The 20,812-nt window shown below is 70.1% G+C and carries 19 protein-coding genes; 5 read left to right on the forward strand and 14 right to left on the reverse strand.

Annotation, left to right across the window (positions count from 1 at the left end):
- Positions 1-138: 138 nt before the first annotated feature.
- From Q8S40_RS11485 to recG, 6 genes are all read right to left on the reverse strand, one after another.
- On the reverse strand, positions 139-582 hold the full coding sequence (locus Q8S40_RS11485; RefSeq protein WP_305670507.1) for an NUDIX hydrolase: 444 nt from the start codon (positions 580-582) through the stop codon (positions 139-141).
- On the reverse strand, positions 583-1,665 hold the full coding sequence (locus Q8S40_RS11490; RefSeq protein ID WP_305670508.1) for a DUF4340 domain-containing protein: 1,083 nt from the start codon (positions 1,663-1,665) through the stop codon (positions 583-585).
- Between the two features lie 25 nt (positions 1,666-1,690).
- The gene (locus tag Q8S40_RS11495) at positions 1,691-3,628 is read right to left on the reverse strand and encodes a GldG family protein (protein ID WP_305670509.1); all 1,938 of its coding nucleotides are present in this window, start codon (positions 3,626-3,628) and stop codon (positions 1,691-1,693) included.
- Between the two features lie 5 nt (positions 3,629-3,633).
- Positions 3,634-4,365: an ABC transporter permease subunit gene (locus Q8S40_RS11500; RefSeq protein WP_305670510.1), complete on the reverse strand. Its 732-nt coding sequence runs from the start codon at positions 4,363-4,365 to the stop codon at positions 3,634-3,636.
- Complete coding sequence (locus tag Q8S40_RS11505) at positions 4,365-5,099, reverse strand: ABC transporter ATP-binding protein (protein WP_305670511.1); 735 nt, start codon at positions 5,097-5,099, stop codon at positions 4,365-4,367. Before Q8S40_RS11505 ends, Q8S40_RS11500 begins: the two co-directional genes overlap by 1 nt.
- A gap of 69 nt (positions 5,100-5,168) precedes the next feature.
- Positions 5,169-7,241: an ATP-dependent DNA helicase RecG gene (gene recG / locus Q8S40_RS11510; protein ID WP_371136828.1), complete on the reverse strand. Its 2,073-nt coding sequence runs from the start codon at positions 7,239-7,241 to the stop codon at positions 5,169-5,171.
- 156 nt (positions 7,242-7,397) lie between these two features.
- On the opposite strand from recG, the gene Q8S40_RS11515 reads away from it, so the two are divergent.
- Together Q8S40_RS11515 and mfd are read left to right on the forward strand one after the other, a co-directional pair.
- Positions 7,398-7,655: a succinate dehydrogenase assembly factor 2 gene (locus Q8S40_RS11515; protein ID WP_371136829.1), complete on the forward strand. Its 258-nt coding sequence runs from the start codon at positions 7,398-7,400 to the stop codon at positions 7,653-7,655.
- Positions 7,652-11,269 carry a transcription-repair coupling factor gene (gene mfd / locus Q8S40_RS11520; protein WP_305670513.1) on the forward strand — a complete coding sequence of 1,206 codons (3,618 nt, stop codon included), beginning with the start codon at positions 7,652-7,654 and terminating at the stop codon, positions 11,267-11,269. Before Q8S40_RS11515 ends, mfd begins: the two co-directional genes overlap by 4 nt.
- Before the next feature lie 7 nt (positions 11,270-11,276).
- Here the strand turns inward: mfd and Q8S40_RS11525 are convergent, their stop codons facing one another.
- From Q8S40_RS11525 to Q8S40_RS11545, 5 genes are all read right to left on the reverse strand, one after another.
- A complete protein-coding gene (locus tag Q8S40_RS11525; RefSeq protein ID WP_305670514.1) occupies positions 11,277-11,852 on the reverse strand; it encodes a BPSL0067 family protein in 576 nt (191 codons plus the stop codon).
- Positions 11,853-11,947: 95 nt separating this feature from the next.
- Positions 11,948-12,607 carry a DsbA family oxidoreductase gene (locus Q8S40_RS11530; RefSeq protein WP_304814302.1) on the reverse strand — a complete coding sequence of 220 codons (660 nt, stop codon included), beginning with the start codon at positions 12,605-12,607 and terminating at the stop codon, positions 11,948-11,950.
- A gap of 32 nt (positions 12,608-12,639) precedes the next feature.
- Entirely contained in the window at positions 12,640-13,038 is a 399-nt protein-coding gene (locus Q8S40_RS11535) for a DUF4345 domain-containing protein (RefSeq protein WP_305670515.1), read from the reverse strand.
- A gap of 26 nt (positions 13,039-13,064) precedes the next feature.
- Positions 13,065-13,235 (reverse strand): hypothetical protein, encoded by a 171-nt coding sequence (locus Q8S40_RS11540; protein ID WP_305670516.1) that lies wholly within the window; start codon positions 13,233-13,235, stop codon positions 13,065-13,067.
- A gap of 269 nt (positions 13,236-13,504) precedes the next feature.
- Positions 13,505-13,873: a hypothetical protein gene (locus Q8S40_RS11545; protein WP_304814299.1), complete on the reverse strand. Its 369-nt coding sequence runs from the start codon at positions 13,871-13,873 to the stop codon at positions 13,505-13,507.
- Positions 13,874-14,024: 151 nt separating this feature from the next.
- On the opposite strand from Q8S40_RS11545, the gene Q8S40_RS11550 reads away from it, so the two are divergent.
- Positions 14,025-15,992 (forward strand): methyl-accepting chemotaxis protein, encoded by a 1,968-nt coding sequence (locus Q8S40_RS11550; protein WP_305670517.1) that lies wholly within the window; start codon positions 14,025-14,027, stop codon positions 15,990-15,992.
- 3 nt (positions 15,993-15,995) lie between these two features.
- Here the strand turns inward: Q8S40_RS11550 and Q8S40_RS11555 are convergent, their stop codons facing one another.
- The 3 genes from Q8S40_RS11555 to Q8S40_RS11565 form a co-directional block, all read right to left on the reverse strand.
- On the reverse strand, positions 15,996-17,189 hold the full coding sequence (locus Q8S40_RS11555) for a PHB depolymerase family esterase (protein WP_305670518.1): 1,194 nt from the start codon (positions 17,187-17,189) through the stop codon (positions 15,996-15,998).
- 53 nt (positions 17,190-17,242) lie between these two features.
- The gene (locus tag Q8S40_RS11560; protein WP_305670519.1) at positions 17,243-17,659 is read right to left on the reverse strand and encodes a CopG family transcriptional regulator; all 417 of its coding nucleotides are present in this window, start codon (positions 17,657-17,659) and stop codon (positions 17,243-17,245) included.
- 119 nt (positions 17,660-17,778) lie between these two features.
- Positions 17,779-18,090: a phasin family protein gene (locus tag Q8S40_RS11565; RefSeq protein WP_305670520.1), complete on the reverse strand. Its 312-nt coding sequence runs from the start codon at positions 18,088-18,090 to the stop codon at positions 17,779-17,781.
- Positions 18,091-18,230: 140 nt separating this feature from the next.
- Between Q8S40_RS11565 and Q8S40_RS11570 the strand changes: the two genes are divergently transcribed.
- Entirely contained in the window at positions 18,231-19,610 is a 1,380-nt protein-coding gene (locus Q8S40_RS11570; protein ID WP_305670521.1) for a bifunctional enoyl-CoA hydratase/phosphate acetyltransferase, read from the forward strand.
- Entirely contained in the window at positions 19,607-20,791 is a 1,185-nt protein-coding gene (locus Q8S40_RS11575) for an acetate/propionate family kinase (RefSeq protein WP_305670522.1), read from the forward strand. Before Q8S40_RS11570 ends, Q8S40_RS11575 begins: the two co-directional genes overlap by 4 nt.
- Positions 20,792-20,812 lie beyond the last annotated feature (21 nt).

Raw genomic sequence — 20,812 nt, forward strand, 5'->3', positions numbered from 1 at the left:
CCTCAGGCTCGCTTGACTATGCTGTATCGCTCGACGGACCGCCTCTGTCGTGGTGGCGCTCCCATGGAGAACTTGGCCCATAGCGCATCCCTCCATCCAGGCGACAAGAATGCACCATCAAAGCCTGGGACCAAACATCTAGGCCTGCTGCCGGGCCAGGGCGATGACGCGCAGCGCTTCCGGCCACAGGCCGAAGGGCTCCAGCGCATCCAGCCCGGCCCAGGCGACCTCCGTCACGTCGCCACCGGGGCGGGCGGTGCCGGACAGCCAGGCGCCGGCGAAATCGATGATGGTGTAGTGGAAGCGCGGGCCGCGCCCGGCCTCCCCGGGCGTGATGGCATCGACCACCGCGAGCAGGCGCAGCGGCCCGGCTTCCACGCCCGCTTCCTCCAGCAATTCGCGGCGGGCGCAATCCTCTGCCGTCTCGCCCAGGCGCTGGCCGCCGCCGGGCAGCGACCATTCGCCAAGGCGAGGCGCGCGGCCGCGGCGGATCAGCAGCACCTCCTCGCCGCGCAGCAGCACCACGCCGATGCCGACCCAGGGACGGGCCGGGTATTCGCGCGGGTTGGTCGTCGCGGACATCTACTGCGGCGTGACGAGCGATTCCGGTGCGCCTTCCGGGGCGGTCTCCGACGCGGCGGGCGCCTCGGCGGCGGCGGGGGCGTTGGCGTCCTGCTTCCGCAGATCCTCCAGCCGCGGCACGAAGGACCTCTCCTTCCACTGGCCGAGCTGGTAGGCCCAGCCCTGCCACCGGGCGTTCAGCCGATCGGCCTCCGCATCGCCCTCGGCCGACAGGGTCGCCCACAGCGTCTCCCCATCCTTATGCGCGACAACGGTGATGCGGAGGTTGTCGGTCAGCTCGAAGCGGCCCTCGCCGATGCGCTCGCCGGGAATTTCGGCGGCGCGGCGGACATCAAGGAAGGTGAGGAATTCGAAGCCGCGCGCCACCTCGTCCAGGCTGATCTCGTCCAGCTCCGGCGTCTCCGTGGGTTCCAGCACGGCCAGCGGCGCATCCGTATCCGTGCCGCGACGCAGGATCAGCGGTGCCGCGCCCGGCCGGTGGATGTTGGCGCCGCGCACCCGGTCACGCGGGATGTTCGCCAGGTCGCGGTCGATCCAGAGATTCGGGTCCGAATCCAGCGGCAGGCGACCCTCGGCGAGCCAGGCCTGGGTTTCGCCCGGGCGGCGGACATAAACCGATTCCGGCACATTGCCCTGCACCCGCATGCGGCGCCGGCCGACCACCAGCTCCGCAATCGCGCCACCCTGCGCATCCAGCACGCGGAGCAGGGAGGATGTGGCGGCCGGGCGCGCCGGGTCATCAAGGCCGAGGCGGTCCAGCATTTCCGGATTGGCGGTGCGCGGCTCCGTCAGGCGCAGCTCGGTCAGGCCGACCAGCAATTCGCGCACCCGTTCCGGCCGGACCGGGTAATCCGCCTTGGCCGGCAAGACCCAGGCCTCGCCGACGCGGCGGACCTGCAGCGTGCCGTCATGGCGCTGCACCTCGATCGCCGCGGCATTGGCCAGGCGTGGCGCCAGGTTCGGGAAGGCGAGGTCGCTGGCGGAGGATGGTGGCGGGCTGGCGCGGTCCGGCGTCAGCAGGATGGCGCCCCCCACGGCCACCGCCGCGGCGCCGCCGAGGATGAGCAGCGTGCGACGCTTCATGCCCGTGCTCCCGCAAAATGATTTCTCATGCCCGTGCCCCCGCGCGACGCCGGTTCCGCATCAGGCCAAGACCAATCGCGAACAGTGTCAGCAGCGCCGGGACCAGGGCGATGTTCACCAGCCGCAGCCAGGTCTCCAGCCGCTCGATATCCCGCCGCAGCTCCAGCTGAACCTGGCGAAGCTGGCCGCGGGTGCGGACGATCTCGGCACGCGCCGCGTCGATCTCGGCGCGCTGCTCGGGCGTGATCACGGCATTCGCCTGGGCGCCCTGGCCGCCACCCTGGCGGAGTTCGCGCAGGCGGCGCTCGGTGGCTTCCAGGCGTTCCGTCAGGCCGCGCTCCGTCTGGCGGAACTGCGCCTCGGCGTCCCGGCGGATGTCGTCCACCATGGCGAAGGGGCGCAGCGATTCACCGCGGGAGCGCAGCGAAACCAGCGCCTCGCCGCCCGCCATGCTGTCGGCGAGGTTGATCAGCAGGGCGCCATTGTCGCTGATCGGCGTGGCCACCTGCTGGCCGAAGAAATCCTGGGTGCGGACCCAGAAGCGGTCCTCCAGGATATCCGCGTCATTGCCGACGATCAGGTTGGCCGGGCCCTCGGTGCGCGGGCGATGTGCGGGGAAGTCCGCCGGCCGTTCGGCGCCTTCGGGCGGCGGGGGTGCCGCCTCGAAGGCGCTGTTCAGCGGGCCGCGCACGCGGGCGACGATGGTGCGGATGGTGTCATCCGGGCGGAACTCCGCCAGCAGGCGGGACGGGCTCGGGTCGGTCCGCACCGCCGCCGCATCGACCAGCATGGAACGCGTGCTGCTGGTGATCAGCGGGGTGAATTCCACCGAGGCGCCCTCGCGCCGGCGCACCTCGCCGGCGGAGGCGACGGTGACCTGCTGCAACTCGGCGGTGGCGACCTCGGTGCGGTTCAGCCCCTCGGTCGGCACGTTGAACCAGGCGGCGTAATCCACCGCCTGCACCCGGTCCCGCGGATCGGCGCGGACGCGCCAGGCGCCGCGCAGGTCCAGCACCACCTTGTCCGAAGGCGCCTCGATGCCCCAGGGCTCCAGCAGCCGGGACAGGGAGGAGGCGGTATCGCGTGCCGGCGGCTGGCCCGGGGAGGGGCGGGAGACCTGGCTTTCGCTATGCGGGTCCGTCAGCGCAATCAGCCGCCCGCCGCGCATCACGAACTGGTCGATGGCGTACAGCGTGGCGTCCGACAGGTTCTGCGCATGCGCCACCAGCAGCACCTGCACGTCCGGCTCGATCACCTGCGCGTCGATCGCGACATCCCGCACCGTGTAGAAGTTGCGGATCTGGTTCATCACCACGAAGGGCTGCCCGACGCCCGGCTGGCGCATCATCATCGCCCGCGGGTCGCCATTCAGCGGCAGGGAGGAAATCACCCCCAGCACCGGGCGGGTGGGATTGGAAAGCTCCCACACCATGCGGGTCAGGTCGTATTCCAGGAAGCGCTCGCGATCCGGCTGGAAGAAGGGGATGGTCCGCTCATCATCCAGCAGATTGACGCCCGCGAGGCCGAAATAGACCTGCTCGCCGGATTGATCCACCGGCACGCCCTGGATGCCGAGCGCCATGGCGCGGTCCTCGGTCTCACTGAACGGCTCGGGGTCGTAGAATTCCAGGCGGATCTTGCCATCGGATACGGCGGCGTATTCCTCCAGCATCGCCCGCACCCGCTCGGCATAGGCGCCATAGAGCGGAATCGCGGCGCCGAGGCGGCGGGAATAGAAGACGCGGAAGGTGACCGGGTCCGCCAGCCCCTGCAGCACCTGACGCGTGCCGTCCGACAGGGTGTAGAGGCGGTTCTGCGTCAAATCGATGCGGGCGCGGGACAGCAGCCGGTCGGCCAGCATGTTCACGCCGACCAGCAGCACGGCGGCGAGAGCCAGCGCCAGAAGGGCCGAGAAGCCGCGCTTGCCCTGGCGCTTCGCGGGGGGAAGGGTGGTGGTGCTCATGGGGCTCAATCCGCCTTCCGCTGGTCGATCGCGATGGTGTTCGCGAACAGGAAGAAGGCCATGAAGGAGGCGAAGAACACGACATCCCGGGCCGAGATCACGCCCCGGGTGAAGCCGCCCAGACGTTCCGTGATGCTGATGGACCGCGCGATATCGGCCAGTTGCGGCACGCGCTGGGACAGGAACTCCGTCACCACCGGGCTGCCGGCCGCCGTCAGGAAGAAGCATGCGGCCACCGCGAGGACGAAAGCGATGACCTGGTTTTTCGTCAATGCGGAGATTGCGGCACCCACGGCCAGGAAGGCGCCGGCCACCATCAGGCATCCGAGATAGCCGGTCAGGATCACCCCGTTATCCGGGTTGCCGAGGATGTTCACCGTGATGACCAGCGGGAAGGTCAGGACCAGGGCGATGGCGCAAAACGCCCAGGCGGCCAGGAACTTGCCAACCACCGCCTCCCACTGCGCCAGCGGCAGGGTCAGCAGCAGCTCGATGGTGCCGAGGCGGCGTTCCTCCGCCCACAGGCGCATGGTCAGCGCGGGCACCAGGAACAGGAACAGCCAGGGCACGAAGGTGAAGAAGGGCTGCAGATCGGCCTGCCCGCGGGCGAAGAAATTGCCCAGCGTGAAGGTCAGCGCGCCGGCCATCACCAGGAAGATGACGATGAACACATAGGCGACGGGGGTGGCGAAATAGCCCGCCAATTCGCGGCGGAAGACAGTGACCATGCCACCCATCACGCGGCCTCCACTTCGGCGGGGAGGGTGAGGGCGCGGAAGACGGCGTCCATGGTCGGTCCCTTCGCGGCGAGTTCCGCCGGGGTTGCATCCGCCACCACGCGGCCACGCGCGATGACCACGGCGCGGGTGCAGACGGCGGCGACTTCCTCAAGGATGTGGGTGGAGATGACGATCGCCTTTTCCGGCGCCATGGCGCGGATCAGGTTGCGGACCTCGTGCTTCTGGTTCGGGTCCAGGCCATCGGTCGGCTCGTCCAGCACCAGCACGGCGGGGTCGTGCAGCAGGGCGGCGGCCAGGCCGACCCGGCGCTTGAAGCCTTTTGATAACGTCTCCACCGGCTGGAGGCGGACGCCTTCCAACTGCGTGAGGGACATGGCGTGGGCGACCCTGTCGCCGAGTGCCGACCCGTGGAAGCCCCGCGCGCGGCCGCAGAACTGGAGGAAGCCGGTGACGGTCATCTCCGGGTAGGTGGGCGCGCCTTCGGGCAGGAAGCCAAGGTGGCGCTTCGCCGCCACCGGGCGGTCCACCACATCCTCCCCGCAGATGCGGGCGGTGCCGGAGGTGGGCGTCATGAAGCCGGCCAGCATCCGCATGGTGGTGGATTTGCCGGCGCCATTCGGGCCGAGAAAGCCCAGCACCTCGCCCTTGGCGACGGAGAAGGTCACGTCATCCACGGCCGTGAAGGCCCCGAAGCGCTTGGTCAGGCGCTCGATCTCGATCAGCGCAGTCAAAGCCGGCACCCCCCGGATTACACAGCGCCGCGATTAAGGACGCGGGGGGAGGGATGCAACCCCCCAACCTCAACCCGCATCCAGCGCCGCCAAAGTCGTGTCATGCCCGAACAGCGCCAGCAGGCCGAGCGCCGCCCGCCCGCGCGGGGTTTCCAGCGGTGGGTCGCGATGCAGCAGCAGGGCCGCGTCCTGGTGGGCGAGGTGGGTGAGGCGGGCGATCTCCTCCGCCTCCTCCTTCGGGTCCAGCAGCCGGGCGCCGGGCAGGCCGGACTGCCGCGCACCGAGCGCCTGGCCGCCGCCCCGGTTGAACAAATCTTCCTCGGCGATGCGAAACCCGTCCTCGGTATCCCGCAGCACCAGCAGGCGGCGCTTCTCGGCCTCCCCCAAAGCGGGGGAGTGCACCAGCAGGCAGGAAGATGGCTTGGCCCCGCGCCCGACCCGGCCGCGCAGCTGGTGCAGCGCGGCCAGGCCGAAGCGTTCCGCCTGCTCGATCAGCATGATGGTGGCATCCGGCACATCCACGCCGACCTCGATGACCGTGGTCGCCACCAGAAGCTGGGTGGTGCCGGCGGCGAAATCGGCCAGCGCCGCCTCCCGCACCGCCAGATCCTGCATGCCATGCGCCATGCCGACCTTGCCGGGGAAGCGGGCGGCGAGTTCGGCGAAACGGTCCTCCGCCGCTACCGAATCGTCGCGTTCGCCGCCGGAGATGGCGCGCACCACCCAATAGGCGCGCTCGCCGCGCGCGATCGCCTCGCCGAGACGGTCGATCACCTCCGGCAGCCGGTCCTGGCTGACGATGCGGGTGGCGATCGGCTGCCGGCCGGCGGGTTTGCCCTCGAGGCGGGAGACGGCCATCTCGCCCCATTGCGTCAGCAGCAGGGTGCGCGGGATTGGGGTGGCGGTCATCACCAGCATGTCCGCGTCCTGGCCCTTCCGGGCCAGCATCAGGCGTTGGCCGATGCCGAAGCGGTGCTGTTCATCCACCACCGAAAGCCCGAGGTTGCGGAACACCACCGCCTCCTGGAACAGGGCATGGGTGCCGACGACGATCTGCACCATGCCATCGGCCAGCCCGCGCAGCACCCGCTTGCGTGCGGCGCCCTTCACGCTGCCGGTCAGCAATTCCACCTGCACGCCGGCCGGGATGCAGAGTTTCTCCAGGGTTCGCAGATGCTGGCGCGCCAGCAGCTCGGTCGGCGCCATCAGCGCGCCCTGGGCGCCGGATTCCACCGCCTGGAGCATGGCCAGCACGGCCACCAGTGTCTTGCCGGACCCCACATCGCCCTGCACCAGCCGCAGCATCCGGCGCGGGCTGGCCATGTCCTTTGCGATCTCGGCCAGCGCCTGGGCCTGGCCTTCGGTGGGGGTGTGGCCGAAGGCGGCGAGTGCCTTTGCGGCCAGCACCCCCGTGCCCGCCATCGCGCGGCCGGGCCGGTCCCGCTGCCGCTGGCGCACCAGGGCGACGGCGACCTGATGCGCCAGCAACTCGTCATAGGCCAGGCGGCGGCGGGGCAAAGCGGGGATCGGCCCGGTGGGGCGTTGCAGGGTGCGGATGGCGGCGGCGAAGCCCGGCCAGGCTTCCTGCGCCACCAGCGGGGCATCGGCCCATTCCGGCAATTCGGGCAGCAAAGCGAGGGCCTGGTCCATGGCATTGGCGATGCGCTTGCCGGTCAGGCCGCGCACCATCGGCCAGACCGGCTCCACCAGCGGCAGGGCCGATTCCTGCTCCGCCACCATGGGGTTCATCATGGCGAAGCCGTTGGCGCCTTCCGTCTGCACGCGCCCGGCCAGGAAGCGCGGTTCCCCCGGCGGCAGCAGCTTCAGGATCCAGGGCAGGCGGCCATTCATGAAGCGCAGCACCAAAGGCTGCCCACCCGACTCGGCCCGCACCTCCACATAGCTGCGCTGGCTGCGGCCGGACCGGGCGGCGCGGTGGGCGGTGGCGGTCACGGCCAGCACGCAATCCTGGTCCAGCGGCGCCTCCGCCGGCGTGGCGGCGCGGCGGCGGATCACCACCCGTTCCGGCAGATGCAGCAGCAGGTCCAGCACGCGCGGCCCACCGGCGGCCTCGGCCAGCAGGGCGGCCAGCGTGCGGCCCACGCCCGGCAGCCCATCCAGCGGCGCCAGCAAGGGCGTCACATAGTCCGGCGCATTCTCTGGACCGCTTGCTGACAGGATTCCCATAGCCCCCTATATGACGTGCTGGGTGAGTAGCCCGACATCCCCCAGATCGACGAGACCCTCAAGCTGACCGATCCTGATCCCGCCCCCGAACTCGACCCGCGTCGTCGACGGCTGAATTTCCGCGCCTGGCACCGCGGCACCAAGGAAACCGACCTCATGGTTGGCGCCTTCGTCGCCCGCCACATCGCCGCCTTCACCGAGGCCGAGCTGGACGAGCTGGAACAGATCCTGGAACTGCCGGATGTCGATCTGGCCGACTGGCTGATGCAGCGCCGCCCGATCCCGGACGAGGTGGCGAGCCCCCTGCTGTCCCGCATGCTGGTGGAGTGCAACGAATCCGGCGCCGGGCTGCCGCCGCACCTGCGATGAACATCCTCACGGTCCATGGCGCGCCGGAAGGCTTCGATGCGCTGCTGCTGGCCCGCCGACGTGCCGAATCGACCGGCCCGGTGCTGCATGTCTGCCGTGACGATGCCCGCATGGCCCGGATGGCGGAGGCGCTGGGCTTCTTCGCTCCGCATGTCGAGGTGCTGCGCTTCCCGGCCTGGGACTGCCTGCCCTATGACCGCGTTTCGCCCAACCCCGAGATCGTTTCCGAACGCGTCGCCACGCTGACGCGCCTGGCCGAGCCCAGCCAGGCGCCGCGCATCCTGCTGACCACCATCAACGCCCTGGTCCAGAAGGTCCCGCCCCGCGCCTCCTTCCTGGGCGCCACGCTGGCGCTGAAGCGCGGCGGGCGGGTGAAGCCGGAGGCGTTGACGGCCTTCCTGGAAGCCAATGGCTACCACCGCACCGGCTCCGTCATGGAGCACGGCGAATATGCGGTGCGGGGCGGCATTGTGGACCTGTTCCCCTCCGGCCATGCCGAGCCGGTGCGGCTCGATTTCTTCGGCGACGAGATCGACGATCTTCGGGCCTTCGACACCGCCACCCAGCGCAGCGGCGCCAAGGTGGATGCGCTGGTGCTGCGCCCGGTGGGCGAGGTGTTCCTCGACCCGGCCTCGATCAGCCGCTTCCGCTCCGGCTACCGCGAATTATTCGGCGCCGCGGCGGGGGAGGACCCGCTCTACGTCAGCATCTCTGCCGGCCGCCGCCATCCGGGCATGGAGCATTGGGCCGGGCTGTTCCATGAACATATGGAAACCCTGATCGACCATCTGGGGGAGGGGGTTTCCGTCTCCCTCGACCACCAGACGGAAGACGCGCTCGGCGCCCGGCTGGAAATGGTGGTGGACCATTATGAGGCGCGGCGCATGCCGACGCGGGAGGGCGAGGTGCCCTACCGCCCCGCCCCGCCGGATCGCCTCTACATCGACCATGATGGCTGGATCGACATGCTGGAGGAGGCGCGGGTCTTCCGCTTCTCCCCCTTCGACCAGCCGGAACACGCGGCGGGCATCGATGCCGGTGGGCGACTCGGCCGCATGTTCAACGATGTGCGCGCCGAGGGCCGCAACGTCTTCGAGGCCTATGGCGAACACGCGGCCGCGCTGGCGAAGCGCAACATGCGCCCGGTGCTGGCCGCCTGGACGCGCGGATCGCGCGAGCGCCTCGGCAATCTGCTGCGCGAGCACAATGTGCCGGCCGAGCCGGTCGACCATTTCCTCGATGTCCAGAAGCTGAGGCTGGGCACGGTGGCACTCGCCATCGTCGGCATCGAGCGCGGCTTCGTCGCGCCGTCGGACAGGCACAGCGACGGGCTGGCGCTGGTCTGCGAGCAGGATCTGCTGGGCGAGCGCATCGCCCGCCCGCCACGCCGCCGCAAGCGCGCCGACCAGTTCATTGCCGATGCGACGGAAATCGCCCAGGGCGACCTGGTGGTGCACCAGGATCACGGCATCGGCCGCTATGACGGGCTGGAGACCATCCGCATCAGCGAGGCGCCGCATGAATGCCTGCGGCTGATCTACGACGGCGGCGATAAGCTGTTCCTGCCCGTCGAGAACATCGAGGTCCTGTCCCGCTTCGGCTCCGAGGTCGCGGGTGCGGCGCTGGACAAGCTCGGCGGTTCCACCTGGCAGGCGCGCAAGGCGAAAGCGAAAAACCGCATCCAGGACATGGCGGCGGCGCTGATCCGCATCGCCGCCGAACGCCAGACCCGCGACGCCCCCGCCGCCATTCCGCCCGAGGGCGCCTGGGACGAGTTCTGCGCCCGCTTCCCCTTCGCGGAAACGGAAGACCAGCAGCGCGCCATCGCCGATGTGCTGGAGGATCTGGCCGCCGGCCGGCCGATGGACCGGCTGATCTGCGGCGATGTCGGCTTCGGCAAGACCGAAGTGGCGCTGCGTGCCGCCTTCGCAGTGGCGATGTCTGGCACCCAGGTGGCGGTGGTGGTGCCCACCACGCTGCTCGCCCGCCAGCATTTCCGCGTCTTCTCCACGCGTTTCGAGGGGCTGCCGATCAAGGTGGCGCAACTCTCCCGCATGGTGAATGCGAAGGACGCGCAGGCGGTGCGGGATGGGGTGAAGGACGGCACCATCAACATCGTCGTCGGCACCCATGCGCTGCTGGCGAAATCCATCGAATTCGCCGATCTCGGCATGGTCATCGTCGATGAGGAGCAGCATTTCGGCGTCGCGCACAAGGAACGCCTCAAGCAGTTCAAGGCCGATGTGCATGTGCTGACGCTGACCGCCACGCCCATCCCGCGCACGCTGCAACTGGCGTTGACCGGCGTGCGCGAGATGAGCGTGATCGCGACGCCGCCGGTGGACCGCCTGGCCGTCCGCACCTTCATCACGCCCTGGGACAGCGTGGTGATCCGCGAGGCGATCCTGCGCGAGCGCTTCCGCGGCGGACAGATCTTCTGCGTCTGCCCGCGGCTGGAGGATCTGCCCCGGCTGCGCGAACGCCTGACGGAGATCGTGCCCGAAGCCCGCATCGTCGAGGCGCATGGCCGCCTCGCACCGACCGAGCTTGAGCGGGTGATGACGGAGTTCGGCGACCAGAAATACGACATCCTGCTGTCCACCAATATCGTCGAGAGCGGGTTGGATATGCCGGCGGTGAACACGCTGCTGATCCACCGCGCGGACATGTTCGGCCTGGCCGGGCTGTACCAGCTGCGCGGCCGGGTCGGGCGCGGCAAGCTGCGCGGCTATGCCTATCTCACCTGGCCGCAGTCGCACCGGCTGTCCGCGGCCGCGGAGAAACGGCTGGAGGTGATGCAGACGCTGGACAATCTCGGCGCCGGCTTCACCCTGGCGAGCCACGACCTGGATATCCGCGGCGCCGGCAACCTGCTGGGCGACGAGCAATCCGGTCATATCCGGGAGGTCGGCATCGAGCTGTACCAGCAGATGCTGGAGGATGCGGTGCAGAACCTGAAGGCGGGCGCGAAGGATCGCGACGCGCTGGAGGACCGGGACTGGACGCCGCAGATCAACCTCGGCCTGCCGGTGATGCTGCCGGAGGCCTATGTGCGCGACCTTCCCGTGCGCCTCGGCCTGTATCGCCGCATCGGCAGCCTGCAGACCGAAGCCGAGATCGAGGCGATGGCGGCCGAGCTGGCGGACCGTTTCGGCAAGCTGCCGCCGGAGGCCGAGACGCTGCTGCAGGTGGTGTGGCTCAAGGCGCTGTGCCGCCAGGTGGGGGTGGAGAAGCTGGATGTCGGGCCGAAGGGCATCGTGCTCGCCTTCCGCGGCAATCGCTTCCCGAACCCGCCCGGGCTGATCGAATGGGTGACGGGCCAGCATGGCGCCGCGCGCCTGCGGCCGGACCAGAAGCTGACCTGGGCGCAGGAGATGCCCTACGAGGCTCGCATCCGCGCCGCGCGGGAATTGCTGAGCGCCTTGGCCGAGGTCGCGCAGGGCCGCGTGCCCAAGGCCAGCGCCCCGCCGCCCCAGCCCTCCGCGCCGGCCAAGCCGGCCGCCAAGGGCGCGCCCGCCTTCAAGAAGACCGTGTTCCGCGCCGGCAATGTGCCACCGGCGCCGAAGGGGGCCTCGACCAAGCCGATTCCGTTCCCCGGAAGGTGGAAGCGCTGAGCCGGTTTCAGCGCTTATCCAGGACGAGATGATAGTACTCGCCGGTGTTGCCCATTTCCGGCGAGGCGCCTGACTGATCCTTGGGGATGGTGATTCCCTTGAAGCGGATCAAGCCGGCGCCGCCGCGGATGACCTTCGCCTCCTTCGGCGACGTGCCGAGCCACTGGTCCACAACCCTGATGCCCGCCTTGTCATGGCCGATGTAGAAAGCGGCGTGCTTGCCGCGTGCGCGATCCTTCGGATAGGCGCCGTTCCAGAATGTGGCGATCACCGCGCCCTTCGGAATGTCCTTTGCGGGCATGTCCTGCACGCGCGGACCCATCTGCCAGCTGGCGGTCTGTGAAATTTCCGGGACGTAGGTCTGGATCAGCGCGACGCATTGCCCGCTGCCCACGCCCTTTTCCAGCTTCTGCAGCTCCGCGGCGTCGGGATAGGCGAAGAACCGGAGATGGGCGATCGCCTCGGCGGCGGGAACAACAGGGGACTTCGCCTTGACCGGCACACAGCCGAACATCCCGCAGAGCCGCTTGAGATGCTCATCCCATTGCGCGGTGGTCCGTGGCGTAGCCCAGGAGCCGGACATCGGCTGCGCTCCCCTCGCGAGGCCTTCAGCATGCACCGGAAAATGGCGCGGGCCAAATCCTTCCTGCCTCGGCGATGCCGGGGCGGAAGGAGGCCTCAGCCCTCCACCACCGCCACATCCAGCAGCCGCTCGATCACCTCCGGCTCCTGCGCCCCGGCGATGGCATGCCGCCCCTGCACCACGAAGCAGGGCACGCCGTTGATGCCGAGGCGATGGGCGCGGAGGTTGTCCGCGTGCACCGCCTCCGTCTCCGCATTGCCGGACAGCAGGCGGCGCGTGGCGCCGGCATCCATGCCGAGGTCGGCGGCGATGGTGACCAGCACGGACAATTCGCCGATGTCCAGGCCCTCGCAGAAATAGGCCTGGAACAGCGCATCCACCGCATCCGCCGCCACGCCATGCCGGTCTGCCAGCCGCACCAGGCGGTGCGCGTCGAGTGAAGGGGGGATGCGGCGGATGCGGTCGAACTGGAAATCCAGCCCCTCGCCGCGGCCGAGCTCGGCGATGGTGGCGTGCAGGCGGCGGGCGCGGTCCTCGCCGCCGAATTTGCGGATCACGTAGTCCTGCCGCGGCACGCCGCCGGGGGCGATGTCCGGGTTCAGCAGGAAGGGGCGCCAGGCGATATCGGCGGCAATGTCCGGCCGCGCCCGCAGGGTGCGCCGCAGCCGGCGCGTCCCGAGGAAGCACCAGGGGCAGACCAGATCGAAGACGACCTCGATCTGCAGGCGAGCACGCGGGGGGGCGAGGATGTTCACCGGCGCATGATAGCACCGTGCCGGGCCACGAGTCAGGCGGCGGGTTGCGGCCTTGTGTTGCGTTCCGCTTCGTGCGCGACCCGCCCCTGCCACAGACACAGCAGCGGGGTGACGACCAGTTCCATCACCAGAGCCGCCGTCATCGGCCCGCCAGGCCAGCCCTGGCCGGGCAGCGCCGCCAGCCGGGCCAGGCCGCCCAGCACGACGATGGCGGTCAGCAGCCGGAATCGCGCCGTCCGCGCCGGAAGCGCGGGAATCGTGCTCCAGAAGCCCAGACCGATGCCGAGCAGCAGGCCCGAAAGGTAGCGAAAATGGCTGTCTAGCGCCGCATCCCAGGGCGCGGCGGCAAAGGCGCCGCCACTGGCCATCTGTGGCCCCAGCACCAGGCCCGCGGTCCCGGCGAAGACCGGAACGCAGCCGCCCAATGCCACTGCCAGTTGCAGCGCGCGGTGGCGGGCTACCAGCGCGGCAACGGGTCGTAGGGCTGCACCCGTACCGCCGGTTCGAAGGCCGCGCGCACCACGTCTCCGCCGCCCAGGCTGGCTGCGGCGATCAGGACCACCGCACCGATCAGCAGCGCTGACCGTAGCAGGCGCTTCCGGCGCTTCGAGGGGGGGGTTGGCTGCATGGCGCGGACCCTAAGCCGAGCGGTGCGGACGCGTCTACTCAAGGTTGCGATCTCGAATCGGAGACGGCGTGCGCGTGTCTTGCGCCGATCCCGCGCCGCCATCCGCACCGTGTGTCACCGCCGGCAACCGGCGGTTTGCTGAGCGGCGCGCTTTGCCTGGGCTTCGGTACATTATCCGCATGAATACACCTGGTACATCATCCAGGCTGGCGAGATTCGGCCGCGGTACGATACGTTTTTCAAGGCGCGCGAAACGGAACCACGCCGATTCACCCGGCGTTCACATATTCCGGAGCGGAGGCCTGAAAGGCGCTGATCGCCCGCGTCGCGGCATCCCGGGTTGCCACCAGCGCGGCCAGCATGGCGCCGGCCTGCTTCACGGCGGCCGGTTCGCTCGAATCGAGGTCGGAGACCTGCTCCTCGGCATGCCCGACGCCTTCGCTGAGTTGCTCGCGCAGCTCATCCAGCCACTCGCGAACCTCCATCCGGTCGAAGGCCGCGGTGGCGGTCCATTCGCCGGCGATCGTCTCCACTTCACGGGCCATGCGGCCGGGCGCTGCGCCCTTGCCGGCAAGCGCCAGCAGCCGGGTCAGCGCCGCATCGACAGGTCGCACCTGCCTCGGCTTGCGAGCAGCCATGATCATCCACCTTTCAGGGGACTCGCACTGTATCATATTCTGGTTTTGTTCCAAGCGCTGATGACGTTGCCAGGGTCACATCCGCTTCACAGGTGATTAGCTAAAACAACTTAATGTCATCACGGGACCAACCCGGAGACTCTCAGCCCCCATGCCCACATCCGCCCCAGCCGCCTCCGCGATCGGCGGTATCCGCGCGCGCCTGATCGCCGGCTTCATCGCGGTGCTTACCCTCATGATCGTGCTGGCCGCGGTGGCGGTGCAGCGGGTGAATGGCATCAGCGCCAGCCTCACCGCGATCAACGACATCAACAGCGTCAAGCAGCGCTTCGCCATCAACTTCCGTGGCAGCGTGCATGACCGCGCGATCAGCCTGCGCGACGTGGTGCTGGTGACCGTGCCGGCCGAACGCGCCGCCGCCCTGGCTGATATCGACCGGCTGGCCGCGGATTATGCCGCCAGCGCCACGCGGCTGGACGCGATGATGACCGGCGGCGCGGAGGTCACGGCGGCCGAACAGCGCATCCTCGCCTCGATCAAACAGACGGAGGCGCGGACCATGCCGCTGGTCGCCCAGGTGGTCGCGGCCCAGCAGGCCGGGGAGGCGGCGCGGGCGCACAGCCTGTTGCTGGAACAGGCGCGCCCGGCCTTCATCGAATGGCTGGCGCGCATCAACCAGTTCATCGATCTGCAGGAGGAAAAGAACCAGCTCATCGCCCGCCAGGCGCGCGACGTGGCGGAGGGCTTCCAGCTTCTGATGCTGGGGCTGCTGGGGGCCGGGCTGCTGCTCGGCGCCGGCATCGCCTTCTGGTCGATGCGGGCCATCGCGCCGTTGCGGGCGCTGTCGGGCGTCATGCTCCGCATGGCCGATGGCGACCTCGACGCGCAGGTTCCCGGATTGGGCCGCCGCGACGAGGTTGGCCGCATGGCGGAATCGGTGGAGGTGTTCCGCACCCAGGGCCAGGAAGCCCGCCGCCTGCGCACCGAACAGGATGCCGAGCGCAGCGCCGCCCGCACAACCCAGGTCGCCGCGCTGCGCGGCATGGCGGACCGGGTGGAGAGCGAGACGGTGGCGGCGATGGATGGCATCGCGCGCCAGGCGCGCAGGCTGGCGGCGGAATCGGAAGCGATGGCCGGCGCCGTCGCGCGGGTCGATCAGAATGCCGGCGCGGTCGGCAGCGCGGCGGAGGAATCACTCGCGGTGGCGGAGACGGTGGCCTCGGCGGCGGAGGAACTGACCGCGTCGATCCGCGGCATCACCCAGCAGGTGCGCGAGGCCGCGGAGGTCAGCCGCGCCACGGCGGCCGACAGCACGGAGACGGAGACGGTGATCGTCGCACTATCCGCCGCCGTCGGCCAGATCGGCGATGTGACGCGGCTGATCCAGGACATCGCGGGCAAGACCAATCTGCTGGCGCTGAACGCGACCATCGAGGCCGCACGCGCCGGCGATGCCGGCAAGGGCTTCGCCGTGGTGGCCGGGGAGGTGAAGGGGCTCGCCGCGCAGACCGCGAAGGCGACGGAGGAGATCGGCCAGCATATCGCCGCCGTCAGCCAGCGCACCGCTGCGGCGGTGGCGACGGTGCAGCGCATCGCCCAATCCGTGGCGCGGCTGGACGCGCTGGCCGCGGGGCTGGCGGATGCGGTCGGCCAGCAGGACAGCGCGACGCGGGAGATTGCCCGCAGCATCGCCTCCTCCACCGAGGCGACGCGGGAGGTGACGCAGCGCATCGGCCAGGTCTCGGCCGATGCCCGCGACGCCGGCGAACGCGCCGGTCGCAGCCGGCTGGAAACCTCGGCCCTGGCGGCGGAGGCGGAAGGCCTGACGCGCCAGGTGGTCGGCATCCTGCGCACCGCGGTGCCGGAGGTGGATCGCCGCAACCATCCTCGCACCGCGCAATCCGGGCAGGCGGTGCTGGAGATCGGGCGGCAGCGGCTGACGGTGGAGATGCACGATGTCGGCCCCGGTGGTGTCGGCGTTCTGGGGGAGCTGGAGGTGGCACCCGGCACGCGCGGCACGCTGCATCTGCCGGGCCAACCGCCACGGACGGTGGAGCTTCGCAACCGGAATGGCGGCCGCGCAGGTTTCGCCTTCCTGGATGCAGGGAAGGCGGCCTGACGGTCAGCCCTCCAGGCTGTGCTGCGCGAAGAACTGCAGCATGGCGCGGGAGGCATCGGGCCCGCGCGGGTCCGTATAGCTGCCGGCGGTATCTCCGCCGGCCCAGGCATGGCCGCCGCCATGCACCAGCCATTGCTCCAGCAACACCCGCCCCCCCGCATCCGCCTGGCAGATGCGGGTGTAGCCATGGCCGCCCGGCACCTCGCCGCGCGTGGTGCTGGTGCGAAGCCCGGCGGCGGCGGCACGGGCGATCACCTGGTCGCCATTCACCGGATGCACGGTGGCATCGCGGTCCGCGTGGAAGACGATGGTCGGCACCGGGCGCCCCGCCGGCGTCCGCACCGGGCCACCGCCCTTCATCGCGGCGAAGGCGGAGGGCATGTCGCGGGCCGCGCCGCAGGCCAGGCCGGAATGCACGCCGACCGCGGCGAAGATGTCCGGGTAGGCCTCACCCATGATGGCGGCCGCGGCGCCACCGGCGGACAGGCCGGCGGCGTGGATGCGCCGCGCATCCACCGCGTGCTCATCCATGATCTGGCGCACCATGCCGGCGATCAGCGCAGGCTCGCCGCGGTCCCGCGCCTGGTCGCCGGGCTTGAACCAGTTCCAGCAGCGCTGCGCATTCGCCGCCTTGGTCTGGCCGGGATACAGCACCAGCCGCGGCGTTTCCTCCGCCAGGGCGTTCATCCGGGTGCCGGAGGCGAAATCCTCCGGCGTCTGGGTGCAGCCATGCAACATGACCAGCAGCGGCACCGGGCCGGCGGGCAGGTTGGCGGGGATGTACAGGCGATACTTTCGCTCACCGGCCGCACCGCTGAAGCCACCGGACAGGAACCGGGCGCCGGCGGGCGTGGCCGGCCCGACAGGGCGTGGGCCACGGGTTCTGAAGCCGGGCGTCTTCAGGCCGGGGGTCTTGAGTCCTGGGCTCTTCAGGCCGTGGCTCTTCAGGCCGGGAAAATGCGTGGTGCCATCCGGGTCCACATCAAAGATCCGGCCGCGCGCGGCGGCATGGGGCTGCGCCGTTGGGTCTGGGCGCGGCTGCGCCGAGAGGTCTGGGCGCGGCTGCGCCGTGGGGCCCGGGCGCGACTGCGCCGAGGGGCCGTGTTGCGGCTGCGCCGGGGCGTTCAGCGCGCCTTGCAACAGGGCGGCGGCTTCCTTCAGCCGTCCCTGGCGGGTCAGCTTCATGGCCTCGGCCATGCCGGTTGGCATCATGCGATACATGGGATCAGTTTCTTCCGGGGAGAGAAGGGTCATGCGATGCGGTCGGCCAGCGCCGCACGAATGGCGGGGCTGGCCTGCAACGCGCCGAGGACGGAGACGGTAGCGATGGTGGCGCGCGCAAGTTCCGGCGTGACGTCGGCGGCGATGCTGGCCAGGCCGAGCACGCGGATATCCAGCATCCGGCCTTCCGCCTGCGCGGCTTCCAGATCGCGACGCGTGATGTGGCGCAGGCCGAGATCCAGGCTGCGCCGGCGCACGGATTGTTGTGCGGCCTCCGCATGGCGCTCAACCTGGTTGCGGATGGCGGTGCGGATGAAGTCGGTGCGGTTGGAGTAGAAGCCGTCCTGCACCAGCAGGTCGATATGGCCGAGATCGATGTAGCCGAGATTGACGGTGATCTTCTCGCTATCGCCGGCCGGCCGCAGGGGCCGTTGTGTTTCGCTCATGCCATCCATACGCCATCCAGGTGGATGGTAGATGGATGGCGCGGGTCACCTCTTCAAGCGTGGCGCGGTAACGGGCGCGGCATCGGCGCCGCGCCCGCGCCGCTTGTCGGCCTGCCTGGTCAGGAAGTCGGCTGGGACGTCTTGGCCGGCTCCTGCAGGATCTTCCAGGACCGCCCGGCCTCAGTGGAATAGGCCTCCAGCGCGCCCTGCATGAAAGCGGCCTGGCGCTGCATCAGATCCGTCGGGTTCGGGCAATCGGCCAGACTCTGGAGAAAGGCGGCCTGGGCCTGCATGCGTTGCGCCATGAAGCGCATCATCTCCCCATAAAGCTTCACCGGCGCATCCAGGCCTGGCTGCGGCCAGTCGAGCGGGTTGAGCGGCTGGCTCGCTGAGCTGGGCTTCTCGGCGGCGGCGGCGTGACGGTTCGACATGGTCAATCCCCTTTCCTGCGGAAGTCGCCGGGCAGGGGTAGCGTTCTGTCATCTTCCACAACCTTGATCTGCCGCAACGCAGCGGGGCAAATGGGGCGCTAGGGGCACACAGGCGCGTGATGCCGTCCGGGGTGAAGGTCATGGATCAGGAATTGCTTCGCAACCGGACCTTCGAGGAGATGCAGCCGGGCGAAAGCGCCAGCCTCGTCCGCATCGTCGGTCGTGATGACATCGAGCTGTTTGCCAGTGTCTCCGGCGATGTGAACCCGGCGCATCTGGATGCCGCCTTCGCCGCCACCGGGCGCTTCGGCCATATCGTGGCGCATGGCATGTGGACGGCGGCGCTGATCTCCGCCGTGCTCGGCACCCATCTGCCGGGGCCGGGCACCATCTACCTCGATCAGTCGCTGCGCTTCCTGAAGCCGGTGGCGCCGGGGGACACCATCACGGCCACCGTGACGGTGCGGGAGAAGCTGGCCGAACGCCGCATGGTGCGGCTGGCCACCAGCTGCACCAACCAGAAGGGGGAGGAGGTTCTGGCGGGGGAGGCGCTGGTGCTGGCGCCGGACCGCAGCATCGCCTGGCCGCGCACGCGCCTGCCGGATGTCTCGCTGCGCCGGCATGACCGCTACGATGCCTTCCTGCAGCGCGCCCAGGCCGGTCCTCCGCTGCGCGCCGCCATCGTGCATCCCTGTTCCGCCGCCGCCATCCTCGCGGCCGTCGAGGTGCGGCAGCAGGGGCTGCTGGAGCCCATCCTGGTCGGGCCGGAAGCCAGGATCCACGCCGCGGCGGCGGAGGCGAAGGTCTCGCTGGATGGCTTCACCATCGAGCACGCCCCGCACAGCCATGCCGCCGCCGCGCGGGCGGTGGAACTGGCGGCGAGCGGCCGCGTCGCGGTGCTCGCCAAGGGCAGTCTGCACAGCGACGAGCTGATCGGCGCCGTGGTGGCGCGCGAGTCCGGCCTGCGGACGGAACGGCGGGTCAGCCATGTCTATGCGATGGAGGTGCCGGCCTATGCCAAGCCGCTGCTGATCACGGACGCCGCCATCAACATCCTGCCGACGCTCGAACACAAGCGGGACATCTGCCAGAACGCCATCGACATGCTGCGCAAGCTCGGCATGGAGCAGCCGCTTGTCGCCGTGCTGGCGGCGGTGGAGACGGTGAACCCCGCCATGCCCTCCACCCTCGATGCCGCGGCGCTGACGGTGATGGCATCCCGCGGGCAGATCACCGGGGCGCGGGTGGATGGGCCGCTGGCCTTCGACAATGCGATCAGCCCGGATGCGGCGCAGAGCAAGGGCATCGTCTCCCCGGTCGCGGGGCAGGCGGATATCCTGCTGGTGCCGGATCTGGAGGCGGGGAACATGCTGGCGAAGCAGCTGATCTACCTGGCCGGCGCCACGGCGGCTGGGCTGGTGCTGGGCGCGCGGGTGCCGATCATCCTGACCAGCCGGGCGGATTCGCTGGCGACGCGCATCGCCTCCGCCGCCCTGGCGAAGCTGGTGGCCACCGCATGACCCAGAAGCTGTTGCTGACGCTGAATGCCGGGTCCTCCTCGGTCAAGATCGGCATCTTCACGGCGGATGCGGTGCGGCTGGCCAGCGGGCTGATCGATTTCCGCAAGCCGCCGCTGCGGCTGCAGCTGCATGAAGGCCCGGCCGAGCTGGACATCGCCCTGCATGCGCCGCCGGAGGATGCGGTGGCCGTGGTGGCGGAGACCTTCGACTGGCTGGCGCGGCATTTCGAGATCGATCGCCTGGTCGCCATCGGCCATCGCGTGGTGCATGGCGGGGCGGGCTTTGCCGGGCCGGTGCGGCTGGATGACGCAGCCCTCGCCACGATCGAGGCGCTGACACCGAATGCCCCACTGCACCAGCCGCAAAGCCTGCGCCTGATCCGCGCCGTCGCGGCGCTGCGGCCGGAGGTGGTGCAGACCGCGTCCTTCGACACAGCCTTCCACCGCACGCAATCCGAACTGGTCAGCCGCTTCGCCATCCCGCGCGCGCTGCATGAGGCGGGCATCAGGCGCTACGGCTTCCATGGCCTGTCCTATGCCTCCATCGCCGCCAGCCTGGCCCGCGATGTGCCGGCGCTTGCGCGGGGGAAGGTGGTGGTGGCGCATCTCGGCAGCGGGGCCAGCCTGTGTGCGCTGGAGGGCGGGCGCAGCCGGGACAGCAGCATGGGTTTCTCCACGCTGGACGGCATTCCGATGGCGACGCGCTGCGGCGCGCTGGATGCGGGGGTGCTGCTGCATCTGCTGGGGCCGGGCGGGCAGAGCCTGGGGCAGGTGGAAGACCTGCTGTATCATCGCAGCGGGTTGCTTGGCGTCTCCGGCATCAGCGCCGATAGCCGCGTGCTGCTGGACAGCCCGGCGCCCGAGGCGCGGGAGGCGATCGAGCTGTTCACCTTCCGCATTGCCGGCGAGGTGGCGCGGCTGGCGGCGACGCTGGGCGGGCTGGATGCGCTGGTCTTCACCGCCGGCATCGGCGAGAACCAGCCGCGCATCCGGGCGGCGGTGTGTCAGCGCCTGGCCTGGCTTGGCCTGACGCTGGACCCGGCCGCGAACGGGGCCAATGCCGCGCGTATCAGCACCGAATCCAGCCGCGTCGCCGCGCTGGTCATCCGCACGGATGAGGAGCGGGTGGTGGCGGAGGAAGCGCTGGCGGTGCTCGCCGCCGACGGTCCGGGCGTGCCATAAGCCGGGCGAAACCGCACCAAG

This window comes from Falsiroseomonas sp. (genome assembly GCF_030695085.1).
In the GTDB taxonomy this organism is placed as follows: Bacteria; Pseudomonadota; Alphaproteobacteria; order Acetobacterales; family Acetobacteraceae; genus Falsiroseomonas.

What these genes read in the sequence shown, in the direction of transcription:
- Q8S40_RS11485 (WP_305670507.1), bottom strand. Translation starts at nt 582, where the DNA reads ATGTCCGCGACGACCAACCCGCGCGAATACCCGGCCCGTCCCTGGGTC.
- Q8S40_RS11490 (WP_305670508.1), bottom strand. Translation starts at nt 1,665, where the DNA reads ATGAAGCGTCGCACGCTGCTCATCCTCGGCGGCGCCGCGGCGGTGGCC.
- Q8S40_RS11495 (WP_305670509.1), bottom strand. Translation starts at nt 3,628, where the DNA reads ATGAGCACCACCACCCTTCCCCCCGCGAAGCGCCAGGGCAAGCGCGGC.
- Q8S40_RS11500 (WP_305670510.1), bottom strand. Translation starts at nt 4,365, where the DNA reads ATGGGTGGCATGGTCACTGTCTTCCGCCGCGAATTGGCGGGCTATTTC.
- mfd (WP_305670513.1), top strand. Translation starts at nt 7,652, where the DNA reads ATGAACATCCTCACGGTCCATGGCGCGCCGGAAGGCTTCGATGCGCTG.
- Q8S40_RS11525 (WP_305670514.1), bottom strand. Translation starts at nt 11,852, where the DNA reads ATGTCCGGCTCCTGGGCTACGCCACGGACCACCGCGCAATGGGATGAG.
- Q8S40_RS11540 (WP_305670516.1), bottom strand. Translation starts at nt 13,235, where the DNA reads ATGCAGCCAACCCCCCCCTCGAAGCGCCGGAAGCGCCTGCTACGGTCA.
- Q8S40_RS11545 (WP_304814299.1), bottom strand. Translation starts at nt 13,873, where the DNA reads ATGGCTGCTCGCAAGCCGAGGCAGGTGCGACCTGTCGATGCGGCGCTG.
- Q8S40_RS11550 (WP_305670517.1), top strand. Translation starts at nt 14,025, where the DNA reads ATGCCCACATCCGCCCCAGCCGCCTCCGCGATCGGCGGTATCCGCGCG.
- Q8S40_RS11555 (WP_305670518.1), bottom strand. Translation starts at nt 17,189, where the DNA reads ATGGCCGAGGCCATGAAGCTGACCCGCCAGGGACGGCTGAAGGAAGCC.
- Q8S40_RS11560 (WP_305670519.1), bottom strand. Translation starts at nt 17,659, where the DNA reads ATGAGCGAAACACAACGGCCCCTGCGGCCGGCCGGCGATAGCGAGAAG.
- Q8S40_RS11565 (WP_305670520.1), bottom strand. Translation starts at nt 18,090, where the DNA reads ATGTCGAACCGTCACGCCGCCGCCGCCGAGAAGCCCAGCTCAGCGAGC.
- Q8S40_RS11570 (WP_305670521.1), top strand. Translation starts at nt 18,231, where the DNA reads ATGGATCAGGAATTGCTTCGCAACCGGACCTTCGAGGAGATGCAGCCG.
- Q8S40_RS11575 (WP_305670522.1), top strand. Translation starts at nt 19,607, where the DNA reads ATGACCCAGAAGCTGTTGCTGACGCTGAATGCCGGGTCCTCCTCGGTC.